Consider the following 24912-nt stretch of genomic DNA (forward strand, 5'->3'; position numbering starts at 1 on the left):
TCTGGCTACCATGACCGGTATTTGTCGACACTCTGTCTTCTTCTGATTACATTTGTTACGTACTGGAGGAACTGCCGTATGCGGATACGGTTGAGAAGCTGGAAGCACTCCTGCCCTGGAATGTAAAAGTCAGCGGTGCGCTATCCCGTAACACATCTCACAGCCAAACTGCCTGACAAAACAGGTCAGCCTTGCCTGATACCGGCTGCCTGGAACTTTACCGGGCTGACTAGGTCAATAGTTCGATTGTTGTCATCCCCAGACGATTCTCCAACTGGAAACAGGTAATCCCCGAAGTGCAGTCACCTTCCTCCTCAGTAACCGCAGACACGGCATCCCCGTTAACAGCCACTGAAACAGGAAGGCACCGGCCAGCAAACAGCCGAAAACAAGAAAGAAAGCGATCCATGTCAGGTTACCAGGTGGAACAGACAACAACGGTCACTGGAACATTGCCACCGCATCAACTGCAATCTGAATCCGGGCCCATCCCACCCATAAAGCGCAGGCGTGTTACTGACAACAGCAGGCGTATTGTCTGTTCTGCAACTTCGCTACCTGCTAATCCGGAGCCAATGGAGACCGAACCGGCCATGCCTGCTGACGCAGCTTCCAGGCTTCCGGGAGTGATCAGTTCCCTATCAAGAAATCTACCAACCCTCAGCGACAACAGGCTATTAACTGGCAATGAACATACCTCAGCGATGGTGCAGGTCATGCCTGAACCAATGAAGGATGTACCGCCCACTACAGAAATTAACAGTGAAACATCAATTTCAGAATTTTCTGTAAGCCAGCAAAATGAACTGCGAACACATTTCAATAATCAAGAAATTCAAGCAATATTAACGAATGCTGGGACTCTTCTGAAAAACCTCAAAGACAGGAAAATCCAGTTAGCGCGAGACAGGGGAAAGCCGCCCGCACACTCCCTCTTTTCCAAGTTAAAAAACTTCAGCATTGTTAAAGATTCTCAGACTTTCAAAGGCTATTTTGCCAAGGCCAACAGGTTCTTTTTAGCTGTCAATCCCCAGCAGATTACCAATACCAGCTGCCTTACCAGCATGCTCATATCGAAGACTCAGATAAAAAAGTTTGCAGAAGAAAGCGAGGAAAATATTCAGGCGGTTGCTGCTAACCCATGCTTGAAACAGATTGCCTCCATGTGTAATGGCAAAGGCTTGCCCGACAAAGCGAAGGTGGAAGCGCTCAAAGCGTGGGAGTGCTGGAAGGTGAACGGCGAATTCAGCCTGGAACTGCTGCGGGCCTTTTCCTCCATGTGTAATGGCAAAGGCTTGCCCGACAAAGCGAAGGTGGAAGCGTTCGTGGCGTGGGAGTGCTGGAAGGTGAACGGCGAATTCAGCCTGCAACTGCTGCGGGCCTTTTCCTCCATGATGAGCAGTAGGGGCTTGCCCGACCAAGCGAAGGTGGAAGCGCTCAAAGCGTGGGAGTGCTGGAAGGTGAACGGCGAATTCAGCCTGGAACTGCTGCGGGCCTTTTCCTCCATGTGTCATGGCAAAGACTTGCCCGACAAAGCGAAGGTGGAAGCGCTCAAAGCGTGGGAGTGCTGGAAGGTGAACGGCGAATTCAGCCTGGAACTGCTGCGGGCCTTTTCCTCCATGATGAGCAGTAGGGGCTTGCCCGACAAAGCGAAGGTGGAAACGTTCGTGGCGTGGGAGTGCTGGAAGGTGAACGGTGAATTCAGCCTGGAACTGCTGCGGGCCTTTTCCTCCATGTGTAATGGCAAAGGCTTGCCCGACAAAGCGAAGGTGGAAGCGCTCAAAGCGTGGGAGTGCTGGAAGGTGAACGGCGAATTCAGCCTGGAACTGCTGCGGGCCTTTTCCTCCATGTGTCATGGCAAAGGCTTGCCCGACAAAGCGAAGGTGGAATCGTTCGTGGCGTGGGAGTGCTGGAAGGTGAACGGCGAATTCAGCCTGGAACTGCTGCGGGCCTTTTCCTCCATGATGAGCAGTAGGGGCTTGCCCGACAAAGCGAAGGTGGAAGCGCTCAAAGCGTGGGAGTGCTGGAAGGTGAACGGCGAATTCAGCCTGGAGCTGCTGCGGGCCTTTTCCTCCATGATGAGCAGTAGGGGCTTGCCCGACCAAGCGAAGGTGGAAGCGCTCAAAGCGTGGGAGTGCTGGAAGGTGAACGGTGAATTCAGCCTGGAACTGCTGCGGGCCTTTTCCTCCATGTGTAATGGCAAAGGCTTGCCCGACAAAGCGAAGGTGGAAGCGCTCAAAGCGTGGGAGTGCTGGAAGGTGAACGGCGAATTCAGCCTGGAACTGCTGCGGGCCTTTTCCTCCATGATGAGCAGTAGGGGCTTGCCCGACAAAGCGAAGGTGGAAGCGTTCGTGGCGTGGGAGTGCTGGAAGGTGAACAGCGAATTCAGCCCGGAACTGCTGCGGGCCTTTTCCTCCATGTGTCATGGCAAAGGCTTGCCCGACAAAGCGAAGGTGGAAGCGCTCAAAGCGTGGGAGTGCTGGAAGGTGAACGGCGAATTCAGCCTGGAACTGCTGCGGGCCTTTTCCTCCATGATGAGCAGTAGGGGCTTGCCCGACAAAGCGAAGGTGGAAGCGTTCGTTCAATGGCTACCCTCGGATGAAAATAAGAATATTCTGAAACTTTCTTGCCGAATATTTGCAAGTTTTGGTTTGCCCTCAGCAGAAAAACTGACTGAAAATGAGAAAACACTTCGCCAATGTCTTAATCAGCATGGTTGTACCACTGAACATGGAGACGACAATAGTGATGAAGATCTTTTAGAATCGAGTCAAATGAAAGCACTGGCTCTGTTCTTCTCCGGGCCCGCAAAATGGCGCATGAAAATTGCCGAATTCCAACAATATCTGGCTGCCCACAAGAGTCCTCGACATGACAGAGTGGCTGTTCGTGCTGCGCTGAAATCATTGCTACCGATATTGGCTATCCATGGAGGAACTGGTATCCACTTCTGGATGGAAAAATATCGTGAAAATCCACGCTGCAAAGGAGTACTCACTAAAGCATTATCCATTCCTGCACCACTGGCTTTAACAAAATTTGCACTAACGCAACTCCCTGAATCTGAGAGGCAGGAATTCCTTGAACTGTGCAGAAACCTGAAGCCAGCCCCAACTCAGGAACAGTGGTATGCATTAAAACCACTTTGCCAACAGCTTGGCCAGCGATTTGACTTCACGCAATCTAAACGCACGATGCTGGAGATTCTCTGGCAACAATCAGAAAATAACCGCTTAAAATACGCGGATAAGATGGATGAGCTATTCAAAACCTTGCCCACCATCTCACAGTGGCGCGGGTTACATCGGGTGCTTGGACCACACAAAATGCAGCAATTCATGGATGCCTGTCTTGACTATCAGGCTACACCTGAAACCGCTCCTGATGTCACGATTCAGCAACGGTTGCTGGCAGGAATGCTGCTCACCAACCACGCTCTACCTGAACAAGAGAAAATACCGGATCTCTGCTTTTCAAACCGAGTGTCAACAGATGATAAAAGAGGGGTGATGGTCGGTGGTGATCCCGCCATGTCGGGCCAGCAACGCCTGTGGCGCTTTATCACGGCCATGTTAATTGAGCTTGAACAAACAGAATATCAATTCAAGAATCAAAGACTAACCGTTTTGCCAGCCGATGGCGATCCGGTGGTACTCCAAAATCCAGAGTTTACCCTCAAAGATACCGGCTTTGTTATAAAGAACTGGACATTGCAACAGTTAACCGCCTTTTTCAAGGCAACCGAGTTCACAGAACAATGGTATAAAAAGCCTCAGGACAACCGCGAACTCTATGCGATCAGGCTTGAGGCAAAACTAGCCCAAATGAAAGCGAGAACCAAAGAGCCCACCAAGAAAGCCAAGCCTAAAAAAATACCACACCTGGTGGCACCCTCTCTAATTATCAGACTAATCAATTGCAATAAACCATTAAAGCCTGCAGTCTGGTCATCTCTTGAACACTATGCCAGCAGCGGCCAGCTAAACGCCCGTTTATGCACGGCACTCAGCCCGGTTATCAAAGATGATAAAGACGGCATTGTTTCAGACCTCGTTAAGAAAGCGGTAATTGCAAAGTTGGAACAGATTGAGGCAGCAAAAACGCCAGTAGTAACATCAATCCCTCAGCAAGGACTTCCAGCAAGGGCAAGCATACCAACTCAAGGGAACCAGGTTGCCAACAGTCGCATTCAAGGGCCGCTATCTGACTTTGACGCGGCAATGGAAGCTCTGGATCGTTTTCGCGAATTGGGAAATGCAGAACTTGAACTGCTGGAACCCCACCGAAGCCAAATGACTTATGTTGAATTAAGCACTGCTATCTGCAAAATGAGCTACGCAGTGGATTCAGACACACGGAAAGAATGGAATGAAGCCAGCGAGAAAAGGAGAAGAGACCCACTTGGGCTTGATGAAATAGTGGAATGGGATTTGGATTCATTGGCGACATTGGATTCATTGGCGACAGAGTCAGAACGGGTCAACAACGATGACTGGATGGAAGAGTTCCTACAAGGGCTGTGATATGCAAGGCTTGCATCGGTGCATACGACTGCTTCAATATTTATTCGACTGTGCAAATGACGACAAAGCTCGTCTGCACCCTGATTCTCCAGAATGCCATCAACCGTCTGATTATCGCGGTCTCTGGCTACCATGACCGGTATTTGTCGACACTCTGTCTTCTTCTCATTACATTTGTTACGTACTGGAGGAACTGCCATATGCGGATACGGTTGAGAAGCTGGAAGCACTCCTGCCCTGGAATATAAAAGCCAGCGGTGCGCTATCCTGAAACACATCTCACAGCCAGACTGCCTGACAAAACAGGTCAGCCTTCCCTGATACCGGCTGCCTGGAACTTTACCAGGCTGACCAGGTCAGTTCTATTGTTGTCATCCCCAGACGATTCTCCAACTGGAAACAGGTAATCCCCAAAGAAACCATGCAGTCACCTTCCTCCTCAGTAACCGCAGACACTGCATCCCCGTTAACATCCACTGAAGCCGGAAGGCACCGGCCAGCAAACAGCCGAAAACAAGAAAGAAAGCGATCCATGTCAGGTTACCAGGTGGAACAGACAACAACGGGCACTGGAATATTTCCACCGCATCAACTGCAATCTGAATCCGGGCCCACCCCATCCATAAAGCGCAGGCGTGTTACTGACAACAGCGGGCGTATTGTGTGTTCTGCAACTTCGCTATCTGCTAATCCGGAGCCAATGGAGACCGAACCGGCCACGCCTGCTGACGCAGCTTCCAGGCTTCCGGGAGTGATCAGTTTCCTATCAAGAAATCTACCAACAGTCAGCGACAACAGGCTATTAACTGGCAATGAACATACCTCAGCGATGGTGCAGGTCATGCCGGAACCAATGAAGGATGTACCGCTCACTACAGAAATTAACAGTGAAACATCAATTTCAGAATTTTCTGTAAGCCAGCAAAATGAACTGCGAACACATTTAAATAATCAAGAAATTCAAGCAATATTAACGAATGCCGGGACTCTTCTGAAAAACCTCAAAGACAGGAAAATCCAGTTAGCGCGAGACAGGGGAAAGCCGCCCGCACATTCCCTCTTTTCCAGGTTAAAAAACTTCAGCATTGTTAAAGATTCTCAGACTTTCAAAGGCTATTTTGCCAAGGCCAGCACGTTCTTTTTAGCTGTCAATCCCCAGCAGATTACCAATACCAGCTGCCTTACCAGCATGCTCAAGTCGAAGACTCAGATTAAAAAGTTTGCAGAAGAAAGCGAGGAAAACATTCAGGCGGTTGCTGCTAACCCATGCTTGAAACAGATTGCCTCCATGTGTAGTGGCAAAGGCTTGCCCGACAAAGCGAAGGTGGAAGCGCTCAAAGCGTGGGAGTGCTGGAAGGTGAACGGCGAATTCAGCCTGGAACTGCTGCGGGCCTTTTCCTCCATGTGTAATGGCAAAGGCTTGCCCGAAAAAGCGAAGGTAGAAGCGCTCAAAGCGTGGGAGTGCTGGAAGGTGAACGGCGAATTCAGCCTGGAACTGCTGCGGGCCTTTTCCTCCATGTGTAATGGCAAAGGCTTGCCCGAAAAAGCGAAGGTGGAAGCGCTCAAAGCGTGGGAGTGCTGGAAGGTGAACGGCGAATTCAGCCTGGAACTGCTGCGGGCATTTTCCTCCATGTGTAATGGCAAAGGCTTGCCCGACAAAGCGAAGGTGGAAGCGTTCGTGGCGTGGGAGTGCTGGAAGGTGAACGGCGAATTCAGCCTGGAACTGTTGAGGGCCTTTTCCTCCATGATGAGCAGTAGGGGCTTGCCCGACAAAGCGAAGGTGGAAGCGCTCAAAGCGTGGGAGTGCTGGAAGGTGAACGGCGAATTTTGCCTGGAACTGCTGCGGGCCTTTTCCTCCATGATGAGCAGTAGGGGCTTGCCCGACAAAGCGAAGGTGGAAGCGCTCAAAGCGTGGGAGTGCTGGAAGGTGAACGGCGAATTCAGCCTGGAACTGCTGCGGGCCTTTTCCTCCATGTGTCATGGCAAAGGCTTGCCCGACAAAGCGAAGGTGGAAGCGCTCAAAGCGTGGGAGTGCTGGAAGGTGAACGGCAAATTCAGCCTGGAACTGCTGCGGGCCTTTTCCTCCATGATGAGCAGTAGGGGCTTGCCCGACAAAGCGAAGGTGGAAGCGCTCAAAGCGTGGGAGTGCTGGAAGGTGAACGGCGAATTCAGCCTGGAACTGCTGCGGGCCTTTTCCTCCATGATGAGCAGTAAGGGCTTGCCCGACAAAGCGAAGGTGAAAGCGTTCGTGGCGTGGGAGTGCTGGAAGGTGAACGGCGAATTCAGCCTGGAACTGCTGCGGGCCTTTTCCTCCATGTGTCATGGCAAAGGCTTGCCCGGCAAAGCGAAGGTGGAAGCGCTCAAAGCGTGGGAGTGCTGGAAGGTGAACGGCGAATTCAGCCTGGAACTGCTGCGGGCCTTTTCCTCCATGTGTAATGGCAAAGGCTTGCCCGACAAAGCGAAGGTGGAAGCGTTCGTGGCGTGGGAGTGCTGGAAGGTGAACGGCAAATTCAGCCTGGAACTGCTGCGGGCCTTTTCCTCCATGTGTAATGGCAAAGGCTTGCCCGACAAAGCGAAGGTGGAAGCGTTCGTTCAATGGCTACCCTCGGATGAAAATAAGAATATTCTGAAACTTTCTTTCCGAATATTTGCCAGTTTTGGTTTGCCCTCAGCAGAAAAACTGACTGAAAATGAGAAAACACTTCGCCAATGTCTTAATCAGCATGGTTGTACCACTGAACATGGAGACGACAATAGTGATGAAGATCTTTTAGAATTGAGTCAAATGAAAGCACTGGCTCTGTTCTTCTCCGGGCCCGCAAAATGGCGCATGAAAATTGCCCAATTCCAACAATATCTGGCTGCCCACAAGAGTCCTCGACATGACAGAGTGGCTGTTCGTGCTGCGCTGAAATCATTGCTACCGATATTGGCTATCCATGGAGGAACTGGTATCCAGTTCTGGATGGAAAAATATCGTGAAAATCCACGCTGCAAAGGAGTACTCACTAAAGCATTATCCATTCCTGCACCACTGGCTTTAACAAAATTTGCACTAACGCAACTCCCTGAATCTGAGAGGCAGGAATACCTTGAACTGTGCAGAAACCTGAAGCCAGCCCCAACTCAGGAACAGTGGTATGCATTAAAACCACTCTGCCAACAGCTTGGCCAGCGATTTGACTTCACGCAATCTAAACGCACGATGCTGGAGATTCTCTGGCAACAATCAGAAGATAACCGCTCAAAATACGCGGATAAGCTGGATGAGCTATTCAAAACCTTGCCCACCATCTCACAGTGGCGCGGGTTACATCGGGTGCTTGGACCACACAAAATGCAGCAATTCATGGATGCCTGTCTTGACTATCAGGCTACCCCTGAAACCGCTCCTGATGTCACGATTCAGCAACGGTTGCTGGCAGGAATGCTGCTCACCAACCACTCTCTACCTGAACCAGAGAAAATACCGGATCTCTGCTTTTCAAACCGAGTGTCAACAGATGATAAAAGAGGGGTGATGGTCGGTGGTGATCCCGCCATGTCGGGCCAGCAACGCCTGTGGCGCTTTATCACGGCCATGTTAATTGAGCTTGAACAAACAGAATATCAATTCAAGAATCAAAGACTAACCGTTTTGCCAGCCGATGGCGATCCGGTGGTACTCCAAAATCCAGAGTTTACCCTCAAAGATACCGGCTTTGTTATAAAGAACTGGACATTGCAACAGTTAACCGCCTTTTTCAAGGCAACCGAGTTCACAGAACAATGGTATAAAAAGCCTCAGGACAACCGCGAACTCTATGCGATCAGGCTTGAGGCAAAACTAGCCCAAATGAAAGCGAGAACCAAAGAGCCCACCAAGAAAGCCAAGCCTAAAAAAATACCACACCTGGTGGCACCCTCTCTAATTATCAGACTAATCAATTGCAATAAACCATTAAAGCCTGCAGTCTGGTCATCTCTTGAACACTATGCCAGCAGCGGCCAGCTAAACGCCCGTTTATGCACGGCACTCAGCCCGGTTATCAAAGATGATAAAGACGGCATTGTTTCAGACCTCGTTAAGAAAGCGGTAATTGCAAAGTTGGAACAGATTGAGGCAGCAAAAACGCCAGTAGTAACATCAATCCCTCAGCAAGGACTTCCAGCAAGGGCAAGCATACCAACTCAAGGGAACCAGGTTGCCAACAGTCGCATTCAAGGGCCGCTATCTGACTTTGACGCGGCAATGGAAGCTCTGGATCGTTTTCGCGAATTGGGAAATGCAGAACTTGAACTGCTGGAACCCCACCGAAGCCGAATGACTTATGTTGAATTAAGCATTGCTATCTGCAAAATGAGCTACGCAGTGGATTCAGAAACACGGAAAGAATGGCATGAAGCCAGCGAGAACAGGAGAAGAGACCCATTTGGGCTTGATGAAATAGTGGAATGGGATTTGGATTCATTGGCGACATTGGATTCATTGGCGACAGAGTCAGAACTGGTCAACAACGATGACTGGATGGAAGAGTTCCTACAAGAGCTGTGATATGCAAGGCTTGCATCGGTGCATACGACTGCTTCAATATTTATTCGACTGTGCAAATGACGACAAAGCTCGTCTGCACCCTGATTCTCCAGAATGCCATCAACCGTCTGATTATCGCGGTCTCTGGCTACCATGACCGGTATTTGTCGACACTCTGTCTTCTTCTCATTACATTTGTTACGTACTGGAGGAACTGCCATATGCGGATACGGTTGAGAAGCTGGAAGCACTCCTGCCCTGGAATATAAAAGCCAGCGGTGCGCTATCCTGAAACACATCTCACAGCCAGACTGCCTGACAAAACAGGTCAGCCTTCCCTGATACCGGCTGCCCGGAACTTTACCGGGTTGACCAGGTCAGTTCTATTGTTGTCATCCCCAGACGATTCTCCAACTGGAAACAGGTAATCCCGGAAGAAACCATGCAGTCACCTTCCTCCTCAGTAACCGCAGACACGGCATCCCCGTTAACATCCACTGAAGCCGGAAGGTACCGGCCAGCAAACAGCCGTAAACAAGAAAGAAAGCGATCCATGTCAGGTTACCGGGTGGAACAGACAACAACGGACACCGGAACATTTCCACCGCATCAACTGCAATCTGAATCCGGGCCCATCCCATCCATAAAGCGCAGGCGTGTTACTGACAACAGCAGGCGTATTGTCTGTTCTGCAACTTCGCTACCTGCTAATCCGGAGCCAATGGAGACCGAACCGGCCATGCCTGCTGACCCAGCTTCCAGGCTTCCGGGAGTGATCAGTTTCCTATCAAGAAATCTACCAACAGTCAGCGACAACAGGCTATTAACTGGCAATGAACATCCCTCAGCGATGGTGCAGGTCATGCCTGAACCAATGAAGGATGTACCGCTCACTACAGAAATTAACAGTGAAACATCAATTTCAGAATTTTCTGTAAGCCAGCAAAATGAACTGCGAACACATTTAAATAATCAAGAAATTCAAGCAATATTAACGAATGCCGGGACTCTTCTGAAAAACCTCAAAGACAGGAAAATCCAGTTAGCGCGAGACAGGGGAAAGCCGCCCGCACATTCCCTCTTTTCCAAGTTAAAAACCTTCAGCATTGTTAAAGATTCTCAGACTTTCAAAGGCTATTTTGCCAAGGCCAACACGTTCTTTTTAGCTGTCAATCCCCAGCAGATTACCAATACCAGCTGCCTTACCAGCATGTTCAACTCGAAGACTCAGATAAAAAAGTTTGCAGAAGAAAGCGAGGAAAACATTCAGGCGGTTGCTGCTAACCCATGCTTGAAACAGATTGCCTCCCTGTGTCATGGCAAAGGCTTGCCCGACAAAGCGAAGGTGGAAGCGTTCGTGGCGTGGGAGTGCTGGAAGGTGAACGGCGAATTCAGCCTGGAACTGCTGCGGGCCTTTTCCTCCATGATGAGCAGTAGGGGCTTGCCCGACAAAGCGAAGGTGGAAGCGCTCAAAGCGTGGGAGTGCTGGAAGGTGAGCGGCGAATTCAGCCTGGAACTGCTGCGGGCCTTTTCCTCCATGATGAGCAGTAGGGGCTTGCCCGACCAAGCGAAGGTGGAAGCGTTCATGGCGTGGGAGTGCTGGAAGGTGAACGGAGAATTCAGCCTGGAACTGCTGCGGGCCTTTTCCTCCATGATGAGCAGTAGGGGCTTGCCCGACAAAGCGAAGGTGGAAGCGTTCGTAGCGTGGGAGTGCTGGAAGGTGAACGGCGAATTCAGCCTGGAACTGCTGCGGGCCTTTTCCTCCATGTGTCATGGCAAAGGCTTGCCCGACAAAGCGAAGGTGGAAGCGCTCAAAGCGTGGCAGTGCTGGAAGGTGAACGGCGAATTCAGCCTGGAACTGCTGCGGGCCTTTTCCTCCATGATGAGCAGTAGGGGCTTGCCCGACAAAGCGAAGGTGGAAGCGCTCAAAGCGTGGCAGTGCTGGAAGGTGAACGGCGAACTCAGCCTGGAACTGCTGCGGGCCTTTTCCTCCATGATGAGCAGTAGGGGCTTGCCCGACAAAGCGAAGGTGGAAGCGCTCAAAGCGTGGGAGTGCTGGAAGGTGAGCGGCGAATTCAGCCTGGAACTGCTGCGGGCCTTTTCCTCCATGTGTAATGGCAACGGCTTGCCCGACAAAGCGAAGGTGGAAGCGTTCGTGGCGTGGGAGTGCTGGAAGGTGAACGGCGAATTCAGCCTGGAACTGCTGCGGGCCTTTTCCTCCATGTGTCATGCCAAAGGCTTGCCCGACAAAGCGCAGGTGGAAGCGTTCGTGGCGTGGCAGTGCTGGAAGGTGAACGGCGAATTCAGCCTGGAACTGCTGCGGGCCTTTTCCTCCATGTGTCATGGCAAAGGCTTGCCCGACAAAGCGAAGGTGGAAGCGCTCAAAGCATGGGAGTGCTGGAAGGTGAACGGCGAATTCAGCCTGGAACTGCTGCGGGCCTTTTCCTCCATGTGTCATGGCAAAGGCTTGCCCGACAAAGCGAAGGTGGAAGCGCTCAAAGCGTGGGAGTGCTGGAAGGTGAACGGCGAATTCAGCCTGGAACTGCTGCGGGCCTTTTCCTCCATGATGAGCAGTAGGGGCTTGCCCGACAAAGCGAAGGTGGAAGCGCTCAAAGTATGGGAGTGCTGGAAGGTGAACGGCGAATTCAGCCTGGAACTGCTGCGGGCCTTTTCCTCCATGTGTAATGGCAAAGGCTTGCCCGACAAAGCGAAGGTGGAAGCGTTCGTAGCGTGGGAGTGCTGGAAGGTGAACGGTGAATTCAGCCTGGAACTGCTGCGGGCCTTTTCCTCAATGATGAGCACCAGGGGCTTGCCCGACAAAGCGAAGGTGGAAGCACTCAAAGCGTGGGAGTGCTGGGAGGTGAACGGTAAATTCAGCCTGGAACTGCTGCGGGCCTTTTCCTCCATGTGTCATGGCAAAGGCTTGCCCGGCAAAGCGAAGGCGGAAGCGCTCAAAGCGTGGCAGTGCTGGAAGGTGAACGGTGAATTCAGCCTGGAACTGCTGCGGGCCTTTTCCTCCATGATGAGCAGTAGGGGCTTGCCCGACAAAGCGAAGGTAGAAGCGCTCAAAGCGTGGGAGTGCTGGAAGGTGAACGGTGAATTCAGCCTGGAACTGCTGCGGGCCTTTTCCTCCATGTGTCATGGCAAAGGCTTGCCCGACAAAGCGAAGGTGGAAGCGCTCAAAGCGTGGGAGTGCTGGAAGGTGAACGGCGAATTCAGCCTGGAACTGCTGCGGGCCTTTTCCTCCATGTGTCATGGCAAAGGCTTGCCCGACCAAGCGAAGGTGGAAGCGTTCGTGGCGTGGGAGTGCTGGAAGGTTAACGGCGAATTCAGCCCGGAACTGCTGAGGGCCTTTTCCTCCATGATGAGCAGTAGGGGCTTGCCCGACAGAGCGAAGGTGGAAGCGCTCGTGGCGTGGGAGTGCTGGAAGGTGAACGGCGAATTCAGCCTGGAACGCCTGCGGGCCTTTTCCTCCATGTGTAATGGCAAAGGCTTGCCCGACAAAGCGAAGGTGGAAGCGTTCGTTAAATGGCTACCCTCGGATGAAAATAAGAATATTCTGAAACTTTCTTGCCGAATATTTGCCAGTTTTGGTTTGCCCTCAGGAAAAAAACTGACTGAAAATGAGAAAACATTGCGCCAATGTCTTAATCGGCATGGTTGTGCCACTGAACATGGCGACGACAATAGTGATGAAGATCTTTTAGAATCGAGTCAAATGAAAGCACTGGCTCTGTTCTTCTCCGGGCCCGCAAAATGGCGCATGAAAATTGCCGAATTCCAACAATATCTGGCTGCCCACAAGAGTCCTCGACATGACAGAGTGGCTGTTCGTGCTGCGCTGAAATCATTGCTACCGATATTGGCTATCCATGGAGGAACTGGTCTCCCGTTCTGGATTGCAAAATATCGTGAAAATCCACGCTGCAAAGGAGTACTCACTCAGGCATTAGCCATTCCTGCACCACTGGCTTTAACAAAATTTGCACTAACGCAACTCCCTGAATCTGAGATGCAGGAATACCTTGAACTGTGCAGAAACCTGAAGCCAGCCCCGACTCAGGAACAGTGGTATGCATTAAAACCACTTTGCCAACAGCTTGGCCAGCAATTTGACTTCACGCAATCCAAACGCACAATGCTGGAGATTCTCTGGCAACAATCAGAAGATGACCGCTCAAAATACGCGGATAAGATGGATGAGCTATTCAAAACCTTGCCCACTATCTCACAGTGGCGCGGGTTACATCGGGTGCTTAGACCACACAAAATGCAGCAGTTCATGGATGCCTGTCTTGACTATCAGGCTACCCCTGAAACCGCTCCTGATGTCAGGATTCAGCAACGGTTGCTGGAAGGAATGCTGCTCACCAACCACTCTCTACCTGAACAAGAGAAAATACCGGATCTCTGCTTTTCAAACCGAGTGTCAACAGATGATAAAAGAGGGGTGATGGTCGGTGGTGATCCCGCCATGTCGGGCCAGGAACGCCTGTGGCGCTTTATCACGGCCATGTTAATTGAGCTTGAACAAACAGAATATCAATTCAAGAATCAAACACTAACCGTTTTGCCAGACGATGGCGATCCGGTTGTACTCCAAAATCCAGAGTTTACCCTGAGAGATACCGGCTTTGTTATCAAGAACTGGACATTGCAACAGTTAACCGCCTTTTTCAAGGCAACCGAGTTCACAGAACAATGGTATAAAAAACCTCAGGACAAGCGCGACCCCTATGCGATCAGGCTTGAGGTAAAACTAGCCCAAATGCAAGCGAGAACCAAAGAGCGCAAGAAAGCCGAGCCTGAAAAAATACCACACCTGGTGGCACCCTCTCTGATTATTAGACTAATCAATTACAATAAACCGTTAAAGCCTGCGGTCTGGTCATCTCTTGAACACTATGCCAGCAGCGGCCAGCTAAACACCCGTTTATGCATGGCACTCAGCCCGGTTATCAAAGATGATAAAGACGGCATGGTTCCAGACCTCGTTAAGAAAGCGGTGGTTGCAAAGTTGGAACAGATTGAGGCAGCAAAAACGCCAGTAGTAACATCAATCCCTCTGCAAGGACTTCCAGCAAGGGCAAGCATACCAACTCAAGAGAACCAGGTTGCCAACCGTCGCATTCAAGGGCCGCTATCTGACTTTGACGCGGCAATGGAGGCTCTCGATCGTTTTCGCGAATTGGGCAATGCAGAACTTGAACTGCTAGAACTCCACCGAAGCCGAATGACTTATGTTGAATTAAGCACTGCTATCTGCAAAATGAGCTACGCAGTGGATTCAGCAACACGGAAAGAATGGCATGAAGCCAGCGAGAAAAGGAGAAGAGACCCACTTGGGCTTGATGAAATAGTGGCATGGGATTTGGATTCGTTGGCGACATTGGATTCATTGGCGACAGAGTCAGAACTGGTCAACAACGATGACTGGATGGAAGAGTTCCTGCAAGGGCTGTGATATGCATTAAGAAGGTCTTGAAACTGTTGAGACTGCATAACAGAATCTCCCATTTCAGGGCTTTACGACAGTTTAGACTCATCAACCCTTAAGGGGAAACATAGCCTCCTACAAGGATAAATCAGTTGCCCTGACACAAACATTTTACGGTTAAAATGGCAACATACGCAGGTTAAATTGGCGTTTACCTTCGATTAATGACACTGAGTCAGTTTGAAAGCTCATTATTCTTTGTTTTATCTGATTCTCTTTTTAAGGCAATCGCTTGCTTGGCAGCAATTCTTGCTCGTTCTCTATCACCGGTATTTTTGAAAACTTGATAATAAGCCTTATGGTAAACCTTCTGGTATGCCCTCTTGCAAGCCTTCCGTTTCTCGGAATTCTCATAAGCCCATCGGACAGCCTTCCCTTTTTCGGACTTATTGTAAGTCTTATTGTTAATCTTCTGGGCAGCCCTCCGCTTTTCGGACTGGTCGTAAGCCTTTCGGGTAGCCTTTCCTTTCTCGGAATGTGCATAAGCCTTCTGGGAAGCCCTCCGTTTTTCGGACCGTGTTTGAGTTTTCTGACACACCCTTCCTTTATCGGGCTCACGGTAAGCTTTTCGGGTAGCCTCCCGTTTTTCGGACTGGGCATTAGCCTTCTGGTACCCCTTATCATGAGATATGGTCGGAGATTCACCAGAGCCGGAAGTAGAAGCTTTAACATCTGACTCATTTACGGCAGTGTCTTGCAGTGTTGAAGCAGGTGCGGTGTGATTAGCATTGATAGAATATAAGTAAGCATTCGCTTCACCTCCCATACTCCCAACCCGATCAATTCTTGCTTCAGGTTGAACGGTAAGGATTTTAGTATTTTCGGCTTGCCGGTATGTTCCGAGTCTATGAGATAAGTCTATCGGTTCGCCTTGTTCAGATTCTTGAAAATAAATAGCACTGGCAGGCACTTTTTTAAAATGAACATCCCTGACCGGGTTATTGAAGCTTGCACCACATGGAATCGAAGTATCCAAATACCTGACAGGTGCAGCTTGTTCAACCTGCAGTCCAAACGCTAAACCTCTTTGCTGCGGCCAGCCATACCAAACCAATCCATTGTTCGACATAACAGATTCGTACGCTTTTTGAAACTCCATACACAAAAAGTGTGTGTTAAAAAATGGATCAGTCATTGAATAATTGAATAATTGAATAATTGAATGATTTAATGATTGAATAACTGAATCAAAAGCTAGGACTGTTCTTTCTTATAAAAGTTCCTCCATAACATGAACCGCCCAGGGTTTATGTCAACCCGGCATCAAGAAATGCAATAGATATTAACAATGATGATGTAAAGCTTTTGGCAAGCCAGCGCACGGCTGACGAGGAAGACGGTGGCCCGTTGCTGGCCATGCCAATGCAGCCATGCGCCAGGACCACCAACAGGAAAAGTTAAAGGCTGTACAGCTTCGCCAGGTACTCAGCCACCGCGTGGTCATCACAATGACCAATACGCTCAAACCCCGGCAGACTGTTCACCAGCGATGGGTCAGCATTACCCATCACCACACCTTTGCCGACGCTGGACAGCATCTCAAAATCATTCATACCATCACCGAAAGCGATGGCATCCTGCAGACCATAGCCTTTCAGCTTCAGCACCTCTTCCAGTGCTGTCCCCTTGCAAACGCCCGGTGCCATAATTTCAAAACACTCCGGCAGAGAGTAGGTCATATAAAACTGATCACCGTAAAGTTCACGGGCCCGGTCAGACAGTGGCAATAAGTCAGCGTGGGATTCCGCGACAAAAAGATCTTCTGGATGGCACTGGTTTCAACCGTATCAAAATCAGCCAAATGATAGGTAAAGCCGCTCGCCTTGCTGAACCCATGGAGGTCCTTATGCTCAACCTCAACCCGCCACTGCTCTCCCTGATAAACGCTGGTATGAACCTTGTCTGCAAAGGGTTTTCGCAGGGACAATAATGGCTGCACAAATTCGGGGTTAATATCGTGCTGAACAATCATTTCGCCCTTCGGATTATGAACTCTGGCACCATTACTGGTAATCAGATACATATCCACGCCAAGCTGTGATCTTATTCTTTCAACATCCTGAAAGTGGCGGCCAGTAGCAAAAATAAATTTGATACCTTTCTCACTCAGGTGCCGAATCACGTCACGGGTTCTGGGAGAAAGTTCATGCTGCTTGGTGAGCAGAGTTCCATCAAGATCGGATACAACCACTGGATACATATAAATACCTCTATGCAAATCCTATTGCAGAAAACTGAGGAAGAGTATCCTGAGGAAGCAGGCAGTCCCTTCCATTAAAAAGAATACCTGCTAACGTAAGGCCAGGTGGAAAATCGTTCAATCCGTAGTTTTCTCAATCAGGAAAACGCCAACTCCCCATCCTGCACTGCCACCTTAATGGTATCACCTGGTTTATATCGGCCAGATAGAATAGCTTCAGCCAGCGGGTTTTCTATGCTCCGTTGAATAGCCCGTTTCAATGGCCGGGCACCATACACCGGGTCAAAACCGACTTCTGCCAGCTGATCCATTGCCTCATCAGAAAGCGCCAGCCGTAGATTATTGTCCGCCAGCCTGCGATCCAGGTTAGCCAACTGTATGCTGGCGATGGATTTGATCTGGCTGGCACCCAGCGGATGGAATACCACTACCTCATCAATCCGGTTAACAAACTCTGGCCGGAAGTGCGTGCCTACCACTTCAATCAGGGTACTCTTCAGCTGTTCAAAATCGGTTTCACCGGTCTCTTTGTTCTGGAATGTCTGAATAAGGTCAGACCCCAGGTTTGATGTCATGACAATAACGGTATTTTTAAAGTCTACCGTTCTCCCCTGACCATCGGTCAGACGACCATCTTCCAATACCTGCAGAAGAATATTAAAAACATCCGGATGCGCCTTCTCAACTTCATCCATCAACACCAGGGAGTACGGCTTACGACGTACGGCTTCGGTCAGGTAGCCACCTTCCTCATAACCTACGTACCCCGGAGGCGCACCTAACAGGCGGGAAACCGAGTGTTTCTCCATAAACTCTGACATGTCGATACGGACAATGGCATCTTCCGTATCAAACAGAAATTCAGCCAGCGCCTTACACAGTTCGGTCTTACCAACACCGGTTGGGCCAAGGAACATAAAGGAGCCGTTAGGGCGGTTGGGATCCGCTAACCCGGCCCGGGAGCGCCGCACCGCATTAGCAACCGCAATCACTGCCTCATCCTGGCCAACCACCCGTTTATGGAGCGCATCCTCCATACGCAGCAACTTCTCTTTCTCGCCTTCCAGCATCTTGGCAACCGGAATGCCTGTCCATTTGGACACCACTTCGGCAATCTCTTCTTCCGTTACCCGGTTTCTCAGCAGCTGATGTTCGCCGGTTTCCAGGGCATCCGCCTGGGCCAGCTGTTTATCCAGTTCCGGCAGGGTACCATACTGAATTTCGGACATTTTGGTTAAATCCCCTGCCCGTCTGGCGGCTTCCAGCTCAATCAACAGTTTTTCTTTTGCTTCACGCAGCTTCTGCCCACCCTGCAACTGGGCTTTTTCCGCTTTCCAGACATCTTCCAGGTCGGAATACTCGCGCTCCAGTTCACCAACCTGCTCATTCAGCCTGGCCAGACGTTCCCTGGACGCTTCATCATCTTCTTTTTTCAGGGCTTCCTGTTCTATTTTGAGTTGAATCAGGCGACGTTCCAGTCGATCCATGGCTTCCGGCTTGGAGTCCATTTCCATCCGAATACGGCTGGCGGACTCATCAATCAGATCAATCGCCTTATCCGGCAGTTGCCGATCAGTGATATAACGCTGGGACAGTTTGACCGCGGCAATAATGGCCGGATCAGTAATATCAACCCCGTGATGCGCCTCATAGCGTTCCTTTAGGCCACGGAGAATGGCGATGGCATCCTCTTCCGTGGGCTCATCCACCAGCACCTTCTGGAAACGCCTTTCCAGGGCTGCGTCTTTCTCAATATATTGTCTGTACTCATCAAGGGTCGTGGCACCGACACAATGCAACTCGCCCCTGGCCAGCGCAGGTTTCAGCATATTCCCGGCGTCCATGGCTCCATCCGCTTTACCGGCACCCACCATGGTATGTATTTCATCAATAAACAGGATGATCTGACCTTCCTGTTTGGCCAGGTCATTCAGCACTGACTTCAGCCGCTCTTCAAACTCGCCACGGAACTTGGCACCAGCGATCAATGCGCCCATATCCAGCGATAGCAGCCTTTTTCCTTTCAAACCTTCCGGCACTTCACCATTGACGATACGCTGGGCCAGACCTTCAACAATGGCGGTTTTACCGACGCCCGGCTCTCCAATAATCACCGGATTGTTTTTGGTTCTTCGCTGCAGAACCTGGATCGTCCGTCGGATTTCATCATCCCGGCCAATGACCGGATCCAGCTTACCCTCTTCTGCACGTTCGGTCAGATCAATGGTGTATTTGCTCAGGGAGTTTCGGGAATCTTCCGCATTCGGGTCGTCAATAGACGCGCCTCCGCGAATATTTTTAATGGCGTTTTCCAGCGCTTTCTGGCTGACTCCCTGACTGTTCAGTAATTTGCCCAGTGGACCACTGTCTTCCATCATGACCAGCAGCATGGTTTCACTGGAAATAAACTGGTCACTGGCCTGCTGTGCTTTTTTGTCCGCAAGGTTCAGCATTCGATAGAGGGCCTGGGACATCTGAATATCACCGGTTGGCGATGATACCCTGGCCAACTGTTCCAGCATGTCGGTCAGCTCACCACGAAGGATGTTCACATCAAAGCCGACCTGCATCAGCAGAGGCTTGACCGAGCCTCCCTTCTGGTCGATGAGCGCAAGCAAAAGGTGGACGGGCTCAATCTGACTGTTATCTTTGCCAATAGCCAGAGACTGGGCATCAGACAGAGCTGACTGGAGTTTGCTGGTCAGCCGATCCATTCTCATAATGACCTTCTCCTACTCATGATCTTTACTTCTAAGTAGCCAGAAACAGATGTTTTCATATGGTTAACTATCTATATAGTGCTGGTGTGTGGCATTTCAAGGATGAACTGTCAATCGTAACTGTGAAAACGTCTTTTTATTTAATCAACAGGAACCAATCATCCTTATTGCCAGTCTATTATTTTTGAGCCAGGCATTATGAGGATGAACTGAATGAACTGTTTACCAGGGATCAGCCGGTTAAGTTTCAACCGGCAAAGCCCTCAAAATGTTTCGACTCCAACAGATGCCTACCAAAAAAAACCGCCAAACACCATCAATCCGTTTAAGCACGGACAAATAGAAACAATAAGCTCACCAACCCGGCATTTACAAAGTTTCGATAGCCTGCCCGGAGACTTCGTAAGAAAAACATTCTCTGCGCAAGTACCCTCAGAAAGCCAGTGGATCGAACTGGCTTTGCGCAAAGCAGAACCCGAGACGCCCCGTATGAGCACATTCCAACCGGTATCTGAGCCAGCAGATAACTGTTACCCGCAAATCAAACCCGACACCGATAAACAACAGGCATCAGAACCCCATGGCCACCATTGGACTGCTAGCACCTATACCAAAAGACTCTCCCCCATTCCTGAATGAACCTTCCCCTTCCCTGAAACAGGAAGCATTCATGCAGGGAGGCAAAAGGCTCCTGGGAGGCCTGTGTCAGCCCAGAGATGGCACCCTCCAGATCAGGGAGGCCATCCTTCCCGACGCATTTCCATCGCGACGGTAAGAATAGAAAAGATCAGACTGGTCATAACTACAGAACTCACCACCGTACACCTTGTTAATGCCGAGTCCGTTCAGCCGCCTGCGCGCCAGCAAATAAAGATCGGCAAACCAGCGATCACCACGGCCGGGAATAAATACTTCCGAGCAGCCAGTATCTGCCGCCAGAAACTGCTCCCTGACTTCCGGTCCAACCTCAAAATTATGCTGACCGATGGCAGGCCCCAGCCAAGCCATAACGGTTTGGGGTGGCACTGCCATGGAATGAACCGTCGCTTCAAGAACCCCGGCCACTAACCCTTTCCAGCCAGCATGAGCTGCCGCGACCACCGTTCCTTTCAGGTTACAGAACAGAACCGGTAAACAGTCTGCCGTCAGCACAGCACAGGCTGCGCCCGGTTGGCGGGCAACCGAAGCGTCTGCTTTCGTTTCCTGGTGATCAGCATTGGCATCGGCAACGGCAACACCATGCACCTGTCTTAACCACAGCGGGGATGTGGTCAGATCAAGGTCCTGCTCCAGTCGCTGCCGGTTTGCCCGAACCGTGTCCTGGTCATCACCACAGTAGAGCCCGAGGTTGAAGCTGGAAAAACCAGCGTCACTCAGCCCACCCTTTCGGGTAGTCACCAACGCTTTAACACCCTCCGGCGCAGGCCAGTCGGCCCACAGGTAGCGCTCACTGCTCACCCACATTCTCCTCTGTCTTAATCTGAGAGCGGCTCATTGGCAGCCAGACTGTCCAATAACATCTGGAAATCATCGGTCAGGGGCACCTCCCATTCCATATACTCTCCCGTGGCCGGATGTATCAGACCAAGCTGACGGGCATGAAGGGCCTGTCGTCTGAAGGCTCTCAGAACGGCTTCCAACGCAGCCGGACATGACTTGGGCAACTTCAGCCCCCCACCGTAAAGGTCATCACCCACCAGGGGGAAGTGCTGGTGACTCATATGCACACGGATCTGATGAGTTCTGCCCGTTTGCAGGTTAAGCCGGATATGGGTGTGCGCCTTATAACGTTTCACTACCCGGTAATGGGTAACCGACGGTTTGCCACCGCGCACAACGGCCATCTTCAAGCGGTTTTGCGGGTGTCGGCCGATCGGCGCATCAACCACACCCCCTCCCGTCATTACCCCTCGCACAACCGCCTCATATTCACGATGAACCGTACGATCCTGCAGCTGTGCAACAAGGTCGGTGTGCGCTGCCAGGGAACGGGCAACCACCATCAGGCCGGTGGTATCCTTATCCAGCCGGTGCACAATACCAGCCCGGGGCAACGCTGCATTATCCGGATAGTGGTACAACAGGGCGTTGAGCAGCGTCCCGGTATAGTTTCCCGCAGCGGGATGCACCACCAGACCTGCAGGCTTATTGATCACCATGATATGGTTATCCTGATAAACAACGTCCAACGGGATATTTTCCGCGGCCCATTGCCCTTCAGGCTGAACCTCAACGGACAGAGATAACTGTTCCCCGCCATAGAGCTTCTCTTTTGGTTTTCGGGCATCGCCATCCACCACCAGAAAGCCCTCACGAATCCACTCCTGAAGCCGGGCCCTGGAAAACTCCGGAAAACAGGCCGCCGCTATCTGATCAAATCGACGACCACCCTGATCATCAGGCACCGTGACACTCTCTTTGATGACATGTTTAGTAACTTCGCCCATTCAGCAACACTCAGTTCATAAATCTACTTTCAGTACCGACAACGCAAACCGCACATGCCTGTAACCAGAACGCCGTAAAATCTTGTCTTTCGTTTTCCGGCAGACTATGTTTAAATGCAGGTTTAGTAAGTCTTTTATCGGTTTGAAGAGTTTACCACAAGAAGACTCTCAAGCCTGAGTGGTTGTCGAAAGCGACAGAAATTGATGTGTAAAGAGCACGGGACAAGTACGGAAACCAATCAACACCATGACCATCTTGACTGCAAAATTGCCCAGGCTACTGCCCCCGTTTCTCACCAGATCCATTTTGATGGTGTTTGCCACTGTTCTTCTGGCGGGTTGTGCATCCACCGAAAATAAAGAGCAACTCCCGGAAGCCCTGTCTGAGCCCGAGCTTTACCAACTGTCCAGCAAGGCACTTGAGGACGGTCGCTATTCCGAAGCCATTAAATCTCTGAGAACCCTGGAGTCCCGCTATCCTTTTGGTGCATTTGCTGAACAGGCACAACTGGATATCATTTACGCCTATTTCAAAAATGCCGAGCCGGAGGCCTCCAGAGCTGCCGCTGACCGTTTTATCCGCCTGCACCCGCAGCACCCTGACGCAGACTACGCCTATTACATCAAAGGGCTGGCGTCCAACACTGCGTCCATGGGCCTGCTGGAGCGATACCTGCCAATGGATCTGACCCGCCGTGATCCTGGCCAGGCGCGGGTATCTTTTAACGAGTTTTCTGAATTGCTGAGCCGTTACCCTGAGAGTAAATACGTGCCGGATGCCCGCCAGCGCATGGTTGCCCTCCGTAACCGGCTGGCTGAGTACGAAATTCATGCCGCTAACTATTATCTGAAACGTAAGGCCTATGTCGCTGCGGTCAACCGTGGGCGCTATGTTGTCGAGAATATGCAACAGACACCCGCCGTTCCCGAAGCCCTGGCCATTATGGTCGAAGGCTATCAACATCTGGAACTGCCAGAACCCGCCGGTGAGGCCCTGGAGGTGTTAAGGCTGAACTACCCGAACCACCCGGCGCTGGACAAGAATGGCAATTTTGTAGGTTACAAGGTGTTTGAAGACGTGGATCCATCCATCTGGAGCACGCTAACCTTCGGCCTGATTGGCCGCTCCAAACCCAAAATTCAGGACGCACCTCCGCCACAGCCACCTGTGGTGAATTGAGGCGATATACCTTTTCCAAGTCTATCTGGCTAGCACATGACCAAAACCGTTAAATGCCCACAGTGCGGAAAAGCCGTGAAGTGGGTTCCCGAAAGCAAGTACCGTCCCTTTTGCTCAGAACGCTGCAAGCTGATTGACTTTGGTGCCTGGGCAAAAGAAGAACATACCATTCCGGGTGATCCGGCCTTTGATGACCTGATGTCCCAAGAGCTTGATGAGGTGCCCACCCGGCATTAAGTAGTCATGTTCAGGGCCTGTTGACGCTCAAGAAGACATGCAAGCCAATAAAAAAACCGGGGATATCCCCGGTTTATGGCACTACTTTTCAAGCTTTGCTGCCATAGGCAAACAATGGCTTGAGATCAGGTGAGTCGCGAAGATTTATTCCCCCTCTCCACCATTATTAGCTTTCACAGATTCCGAATCTTGCTTATCAACAGAAACCTCTGCGCCAGGTTGGTTTCCAGTGCCATTCTGACCCGCCGGAGGCAAGAGACTCTCACCAGGTTGTTCCAATTGCAAAGACGGATCATAATTATCAAACGACAAAGGCTGTTCACCATCAACGCTACCATGAACGGATTCAGCTTCATCTGCATTATAATAGCCGAAACCTCTAGAACCCGGGCCATAACCTGGTACTTCAGCATGCGTCTTCAGAGCGTACATGCCATCACGAACACGTGCACCAAAGTCCATCAATTCATTATCAAATTGCTCCATGCGATTCAACAAAGTGTTCAACTGAATTAAATTGATACTGACAACTCTCTTATCAGCCCCTGGCGCTATAACGGTAAGGTTAAAGATTGGCTCCTTCCCATCCTCATTCATTTCAACCTTAACAACAGAGTATTCATCTAAATTGTCCAACTCGTCACAACTTACCAAATTTTCCTCAGCCAGCAAAACTTTCAAACCTTGCTTAACACTGAAATCTTTAAAAAGGTCATTCAGATATTTCTCTTGCCAGGTTTTTTGCCGTTCCTTCACCAACTCTTCTGCCATATAACGGGTTATTGTCTGTTCCCTTTCCAACTCTTTCTCCGTAGAAATAGACCTAGTTGCTTCTCTGAAAGCATTTTGTATATTATCAACTGCGACTTTCTTGAAAGTTTCAGCTTGATTCTTGTAATGAATAGCAACAGCCTTGTAGTTTTTCAGATCTGCCCCCAGTGCTGCCTGGTTCTGTTCCCGAACTTTCAGTTTCCATTCCTGAAATTTCAGTTTTATTGCCTGCTTTTCTAATTCCGCGTCCTTGGTTTTAAGTTCACCATGCTGCCTGCGGATACAACGAACTTTAGATTCGCGCTCTTTATTGAATTTATCCTGTGCCTTCTTTAAGAGCTCTTGCTTTTCTTCATGAGCAATACGAACCAGAGCGTCAGCTTGTCTTTCAGCACGAGTATTAAGATCCTCATTTTCAAGCTTTGCTTGCTTGGCATCCGCTTCTGCAGCAGAAACTCTCTTAAGCAGTGCTTCTTTATCCGTTTTCAGGGCTTCTTTTTCCGCTGTCAGGGCTGCAAATTCCTCCGTGGTCGGAATTTTCTTTTCAACTGCCTGTGTGGTTTCAACACGCCTGTCAGAAAGGTCTTTACCTCTAATACCGTGGATGGCATCACCAACCAGGGAAGGCAAGATTCCAAAAGGCACAAAGACTGCAGCAACTGCACGTCCGAGCCATTTACCGAATGTGCTTCCTTCGTCGAATTTTCTGGAAACACTATCGGCAACTTTGTGGCACCATCTCACGATGGTCCAATCTCTTTTGTGGGGTTCCACAACGATTACTTGAGGTGCAGGTGCACCGATTGAACTAGGCATAATAACTT

The 24912-nt window shown here is 50.4% G+C and carries 13 protein-coding genes and 4 pseudogenes; 9 read left to right on the top strand and 8 right to left on the bottom strand.

All coding sequences use genetic code 11. The features are described 5' to 3' along the window. Positions 1 to 32: 32 nt before the first annotated feature. Together O3276_RS25685 and O3276_RS07165 are read left to right on the top strand one after the other, a co-directional pair. Positions 33 to 176: pseudogene (locus tag O3276_RS25685) on the top strand (transposase domain-containing protein); the annotation flags it as partial. Between the two features lie 120 nt (positions 177 to 296). After that, the gene (locus O3276_RS07165; RefSeq protein WP_269675015.1) at positions 297 to 4523 is read left to right on the top strand and encodes a hypothetical protein; all 4227 of its coding nucleotides are present in this window, start codon (positions 297 to 299) and stop codon (positions 4521 to 4523) included. Here the strand turns inward: O3276_RS07165 and O3276_RS07170 are convergent. Next, positions 4508 to 4687 (bottom strand): annotated as a pseudogene (locus O3276_RS07170) (IS1595-like element ISEnu2 family transposase); the annotation flags it as partial. The gene O3276_RS07165 and the pseudogene O3276_RS07170 sit on opposite strands and share 16 nt — an antisense overlap. On the opposite strand from O3276_RS07170, the pseudogene O3276_RS25690 reads away from it, so the two are divergent. The 4 genes and pseudogenes from O3276_RS25690 to O3276_RS07185 form a co-directional block, all read left to right on the top strand. Next, a pseudogene (locus tag O3276_RS25690) lies at positions 4678 to 4794 on the top strand (transposase domain-containing protein); the annotation flags it as partial. The pseudogenes O3276_RS07170 and O3276_RS25690 overlap by 10 nt on opposite strands. A gap of 150 nt (positions 4795 to 4944) precedes the next feature. Further along, positions 4945 to 9057 (top strand): hypothetical protein, encoded by a 4113-nt coding sequence (locus O3276_RS07175; RefSeq protein ID WP_269675016.1) that lies wholly within the window; start codon positions 4945 to 4947, stop codon positions 9055 to 9057. A 154-nt stretch (positions 9058 to 9211) separates the two neighbouring features. Then, positions 9212 to 9328, top strand: a pseudogene (locus tag O3276_RS25695) (transposase domain-containing protein); the annotation flags it as partial. A 150-nt stretch (positions 9329 to 9478) separates the two neighbouring features. Then, entirely contained in the window at positions 9479 to 14500 is a 5022-nt protein-coding gene (locus O3276_RS07185; RefSeq protein ID WP_269675017.1) for a hypothetical protein, read from the top strand. 208 nt (positions 14501 to 14708) lie between these two features. On the opposite strand, the gene O3276_RS07190 is transcribed toward O3276_RS07185, so the two are convergent. From O3276_RS07190 to clpB, 4 genes are all read right to left on the bottom strand, one after another. After that, positions 14709 to 15668 (bottom strand): hypothetical protein, encoded by a 960-nt coding sequence (locus O3276_RS07190; protein ID WP_269675018.1) that lies wholly within the window; start codon positions 15666 to 15668, stop codon positions 14709 to 14711. 262 nt (positions 15669 to 15930) lie between these two features. Next, on the bottom strand, positions 15931 to 16212 hold the full coding sequence (locus O3276_RS07195) for an HAD hydrolase family protein (protein ID WP_442876570.1): 282 nt from the start codon (positions 16210 to 16212) through the stop codon (positions 15931 to 15933). Next, positions 16209 to 16733 carry an HAD-IIB family hydrolase gene (locus O3276_RS07200; protein WP_269675020.1) on the bottom strand — a complete coding sequence of 175 codons (525 nt, stop codon included), beginning with the start codon at positions 16731 to 16733 and terminating at the stop codon, positions 16209 to 16211. The genes O3276_RS07195 and O3276_RS07200 overlap by 4 nt, the downstream gene beginning before the upstream one ends. 137 nt (positions 16734 to 16870) lie before the next feature. Then, positions 16871 to 19453 carry an ATP-dependent chaperone ClpB gene (clpB, locus tag O3276_RS07205; protein ID WP_269675021.1) on the bottom strand — a complete coding sequence of 861 codons (2583 nt, stop codon included), beginning with the start codon at positions 19451 to 19453 and terminating at the stop codon, positions 16871 to 16873. A gap of 213 nt (positions 19454 to 19666) precedes the next feature. Here clpB and O3276_RS07210 point away from each other — a divergent pair, with 213 nt between their 5' ends. Further along, positions 19667 to 20092: a hypothetical protein gene (locus O3276_RS07210; RefSeq protein ID WP_269675022.1), complete on the top strand. Its 426-nt coding sequence runs from the start codon at positions 19667 to 19669 to the stop codon at positions 20090 to 20092. 66 nt (positions 20093 to 20158) lie between these two features. Here the strand turns inward: O3276_RS07210 and pgeF are convergent, their stop codons facing one another. Next, positions 20159 to 20917 carry a peptidoglycan editing factor PgeF gene (gene pgeF, locus O3276_RS07215; protein WP_442876571.1) on the bottom strand — a complete coding sequence of 253 codons (759 nt, stop codon included), beginning with the start codon at positions 20915 to 20917 and terminating at the stop codon, positions 20159 to 20161. Positions 20918 to 20928: 11 nt separating this feature from the next. Next, positions 20929 to 21900, bottom strand: coding sequence for a 23S rRNA pseudouridine(1911/1915/1917) synthase RluD (gene rluD, locus O3276_RS07220; protein WP_269675024.1), 972 nt, complete (start codon positions 21898 to 21900; stop codon positions 20929 to 20931). A gap of 247 nt (positions 21901 to 22147) precedes the next feature. Between rluD and O3276_RS07225 the strand changes: the two genes are divergently transcribed. Both O3276_RS07225 and yacG read left to right on the top strand, forming a co-directional pair. After that, complete coding sequence (locus tag O3276_RS07225; RefSeq protein ID WP_269675025.1) at positions 22148 to 23080, top strand: outer membrane protein assembly factor BamD; 933 nt, start codon at positions 22148 to 22150, stop codon at positions 23078 to 23080. Positions 23081 to 23116: 36 nt separating this feature from the next. Further along, positions 23117 to 23317: a DNA gyrase inhibitor YacG gene (yacG, locus tag O3276_RS07230; RefSeq protein WP_269675026.1), complete on the top strand. Its 201-nt coding sequence runs from the start codon at positions 23117 to 23119 to the stop codon at positions 23315 to 23317. A 144-nt stretch (positions 23318 to 23461) separates the two neighbouring features. Here the strand turns inward: yacG and O3276_RS07235 are convergent, their stop codons facing one another. Next, positions 23462 to 24904 (bottom strand): hypothetical protein, encoded by a 1443-nt coding sequence (locus tag O3276_RS07235; RefSeq protein WP_269675027.1) that lies wholly within the window; start codon positions 24902 to 24904, stop codon positions 23462 to 23464. Positions 24905 to 24912 lie beyond the last annotated feature (8 nt).

The sequence above is a fragment of the Endozoicomonas sp. GU-1 genome, assembly GCF_027366395.1.
Classification (GTDB): domain Bacteria; phylum Pseudomonadota; class Gammaproteobacteria; order Pseudomonadales; family Endozoicomonadaceae; genus Endozoicomonas.

Bases quoted from the DNA above. Each gene is read 5' to 3' on its own strand.
- clpB (WP_269675021.1), bottom strand. From the start codon at position 19,453: ATGAGAATGGATCGGCTGACCAGCAAACTCCAGTCAGCTCTGTCTGAT.
- O3276_RS07210 (WP_269675022.1), top strand. From the start codon at position 19,667: ATGAACTGTTTACCAGGGATCAGCCGGTTAAGTTTCAACCGGCAAAGC.
- O3276_RS07185 (WP_269675017.1), top strand. From the start codon at position 9,479: ATGCAGTCACCTTCCTCCTCAGTAACCGCAGACACGGCATCCCCGTTA.
- O3276_RS07200 (WP_269675020.1), bottom strand. From the start codon at position 16,733: ATGTATCCAGTGGTTGTATCCGATCTTGATGGAACTCTGCTCACCAAG.
- yacG (WP_269675026.1), top strand. From the start codon at position 23,117: ATGACCAAAACCGTTAAATGCCCACAGTGCGGAAAAGCCGTGAAGTGG.
- O3276_RS07235 (WP_269675027.1), bottom strand. From the start codon at position 24,904: ATGCCTAGTTCAATCGGTGCACCTGCACCTCAAGTAATCGTTGTGGAA.
- O3276_RS07225 (WP_269675025.1), top strand. From the start codon at position 22,148: ATGACCATCTTGACTGCAAAATTGCCCAGGCTACTGCCCCCGTTTCTC.
- rluD (WP_269675024.1), bottom strand. From the start codon at position 21,900: ATGGGCGAAGTTACTAAACATGTCATCAAAGAGAGTGTCACGGTGCCT.
- O3276_RS07175 (WP_269675016.1), top strand. From the start codon at position 4,945: ATGCAGTCACCTTCCTCCTCAGTAACCGCAGACACTGCATCCCCGTTA.
- O3276_RS07190 (WP_269675018.1), bottom strand. From the start codon at position 15,668: ATGACTGATCCATTTTTTAACACACACTTTTTGTGTATGGAGTTTCAA.
- O3276_RS07195 (WP_442876570.1), bottom strand. From the start codon at position 16,212: ATGACCTACTCTCTGCCGGAGTGTTTTGAAATTATGGCACCGGGCGTT.
- pgeF (WP_442876571.1), bottom strand. From the start codon at position 20,917: ATGTGGGTGAGCAGTGAGCGCTACCTGTGGGCCGACTGGCCTGCGCCG.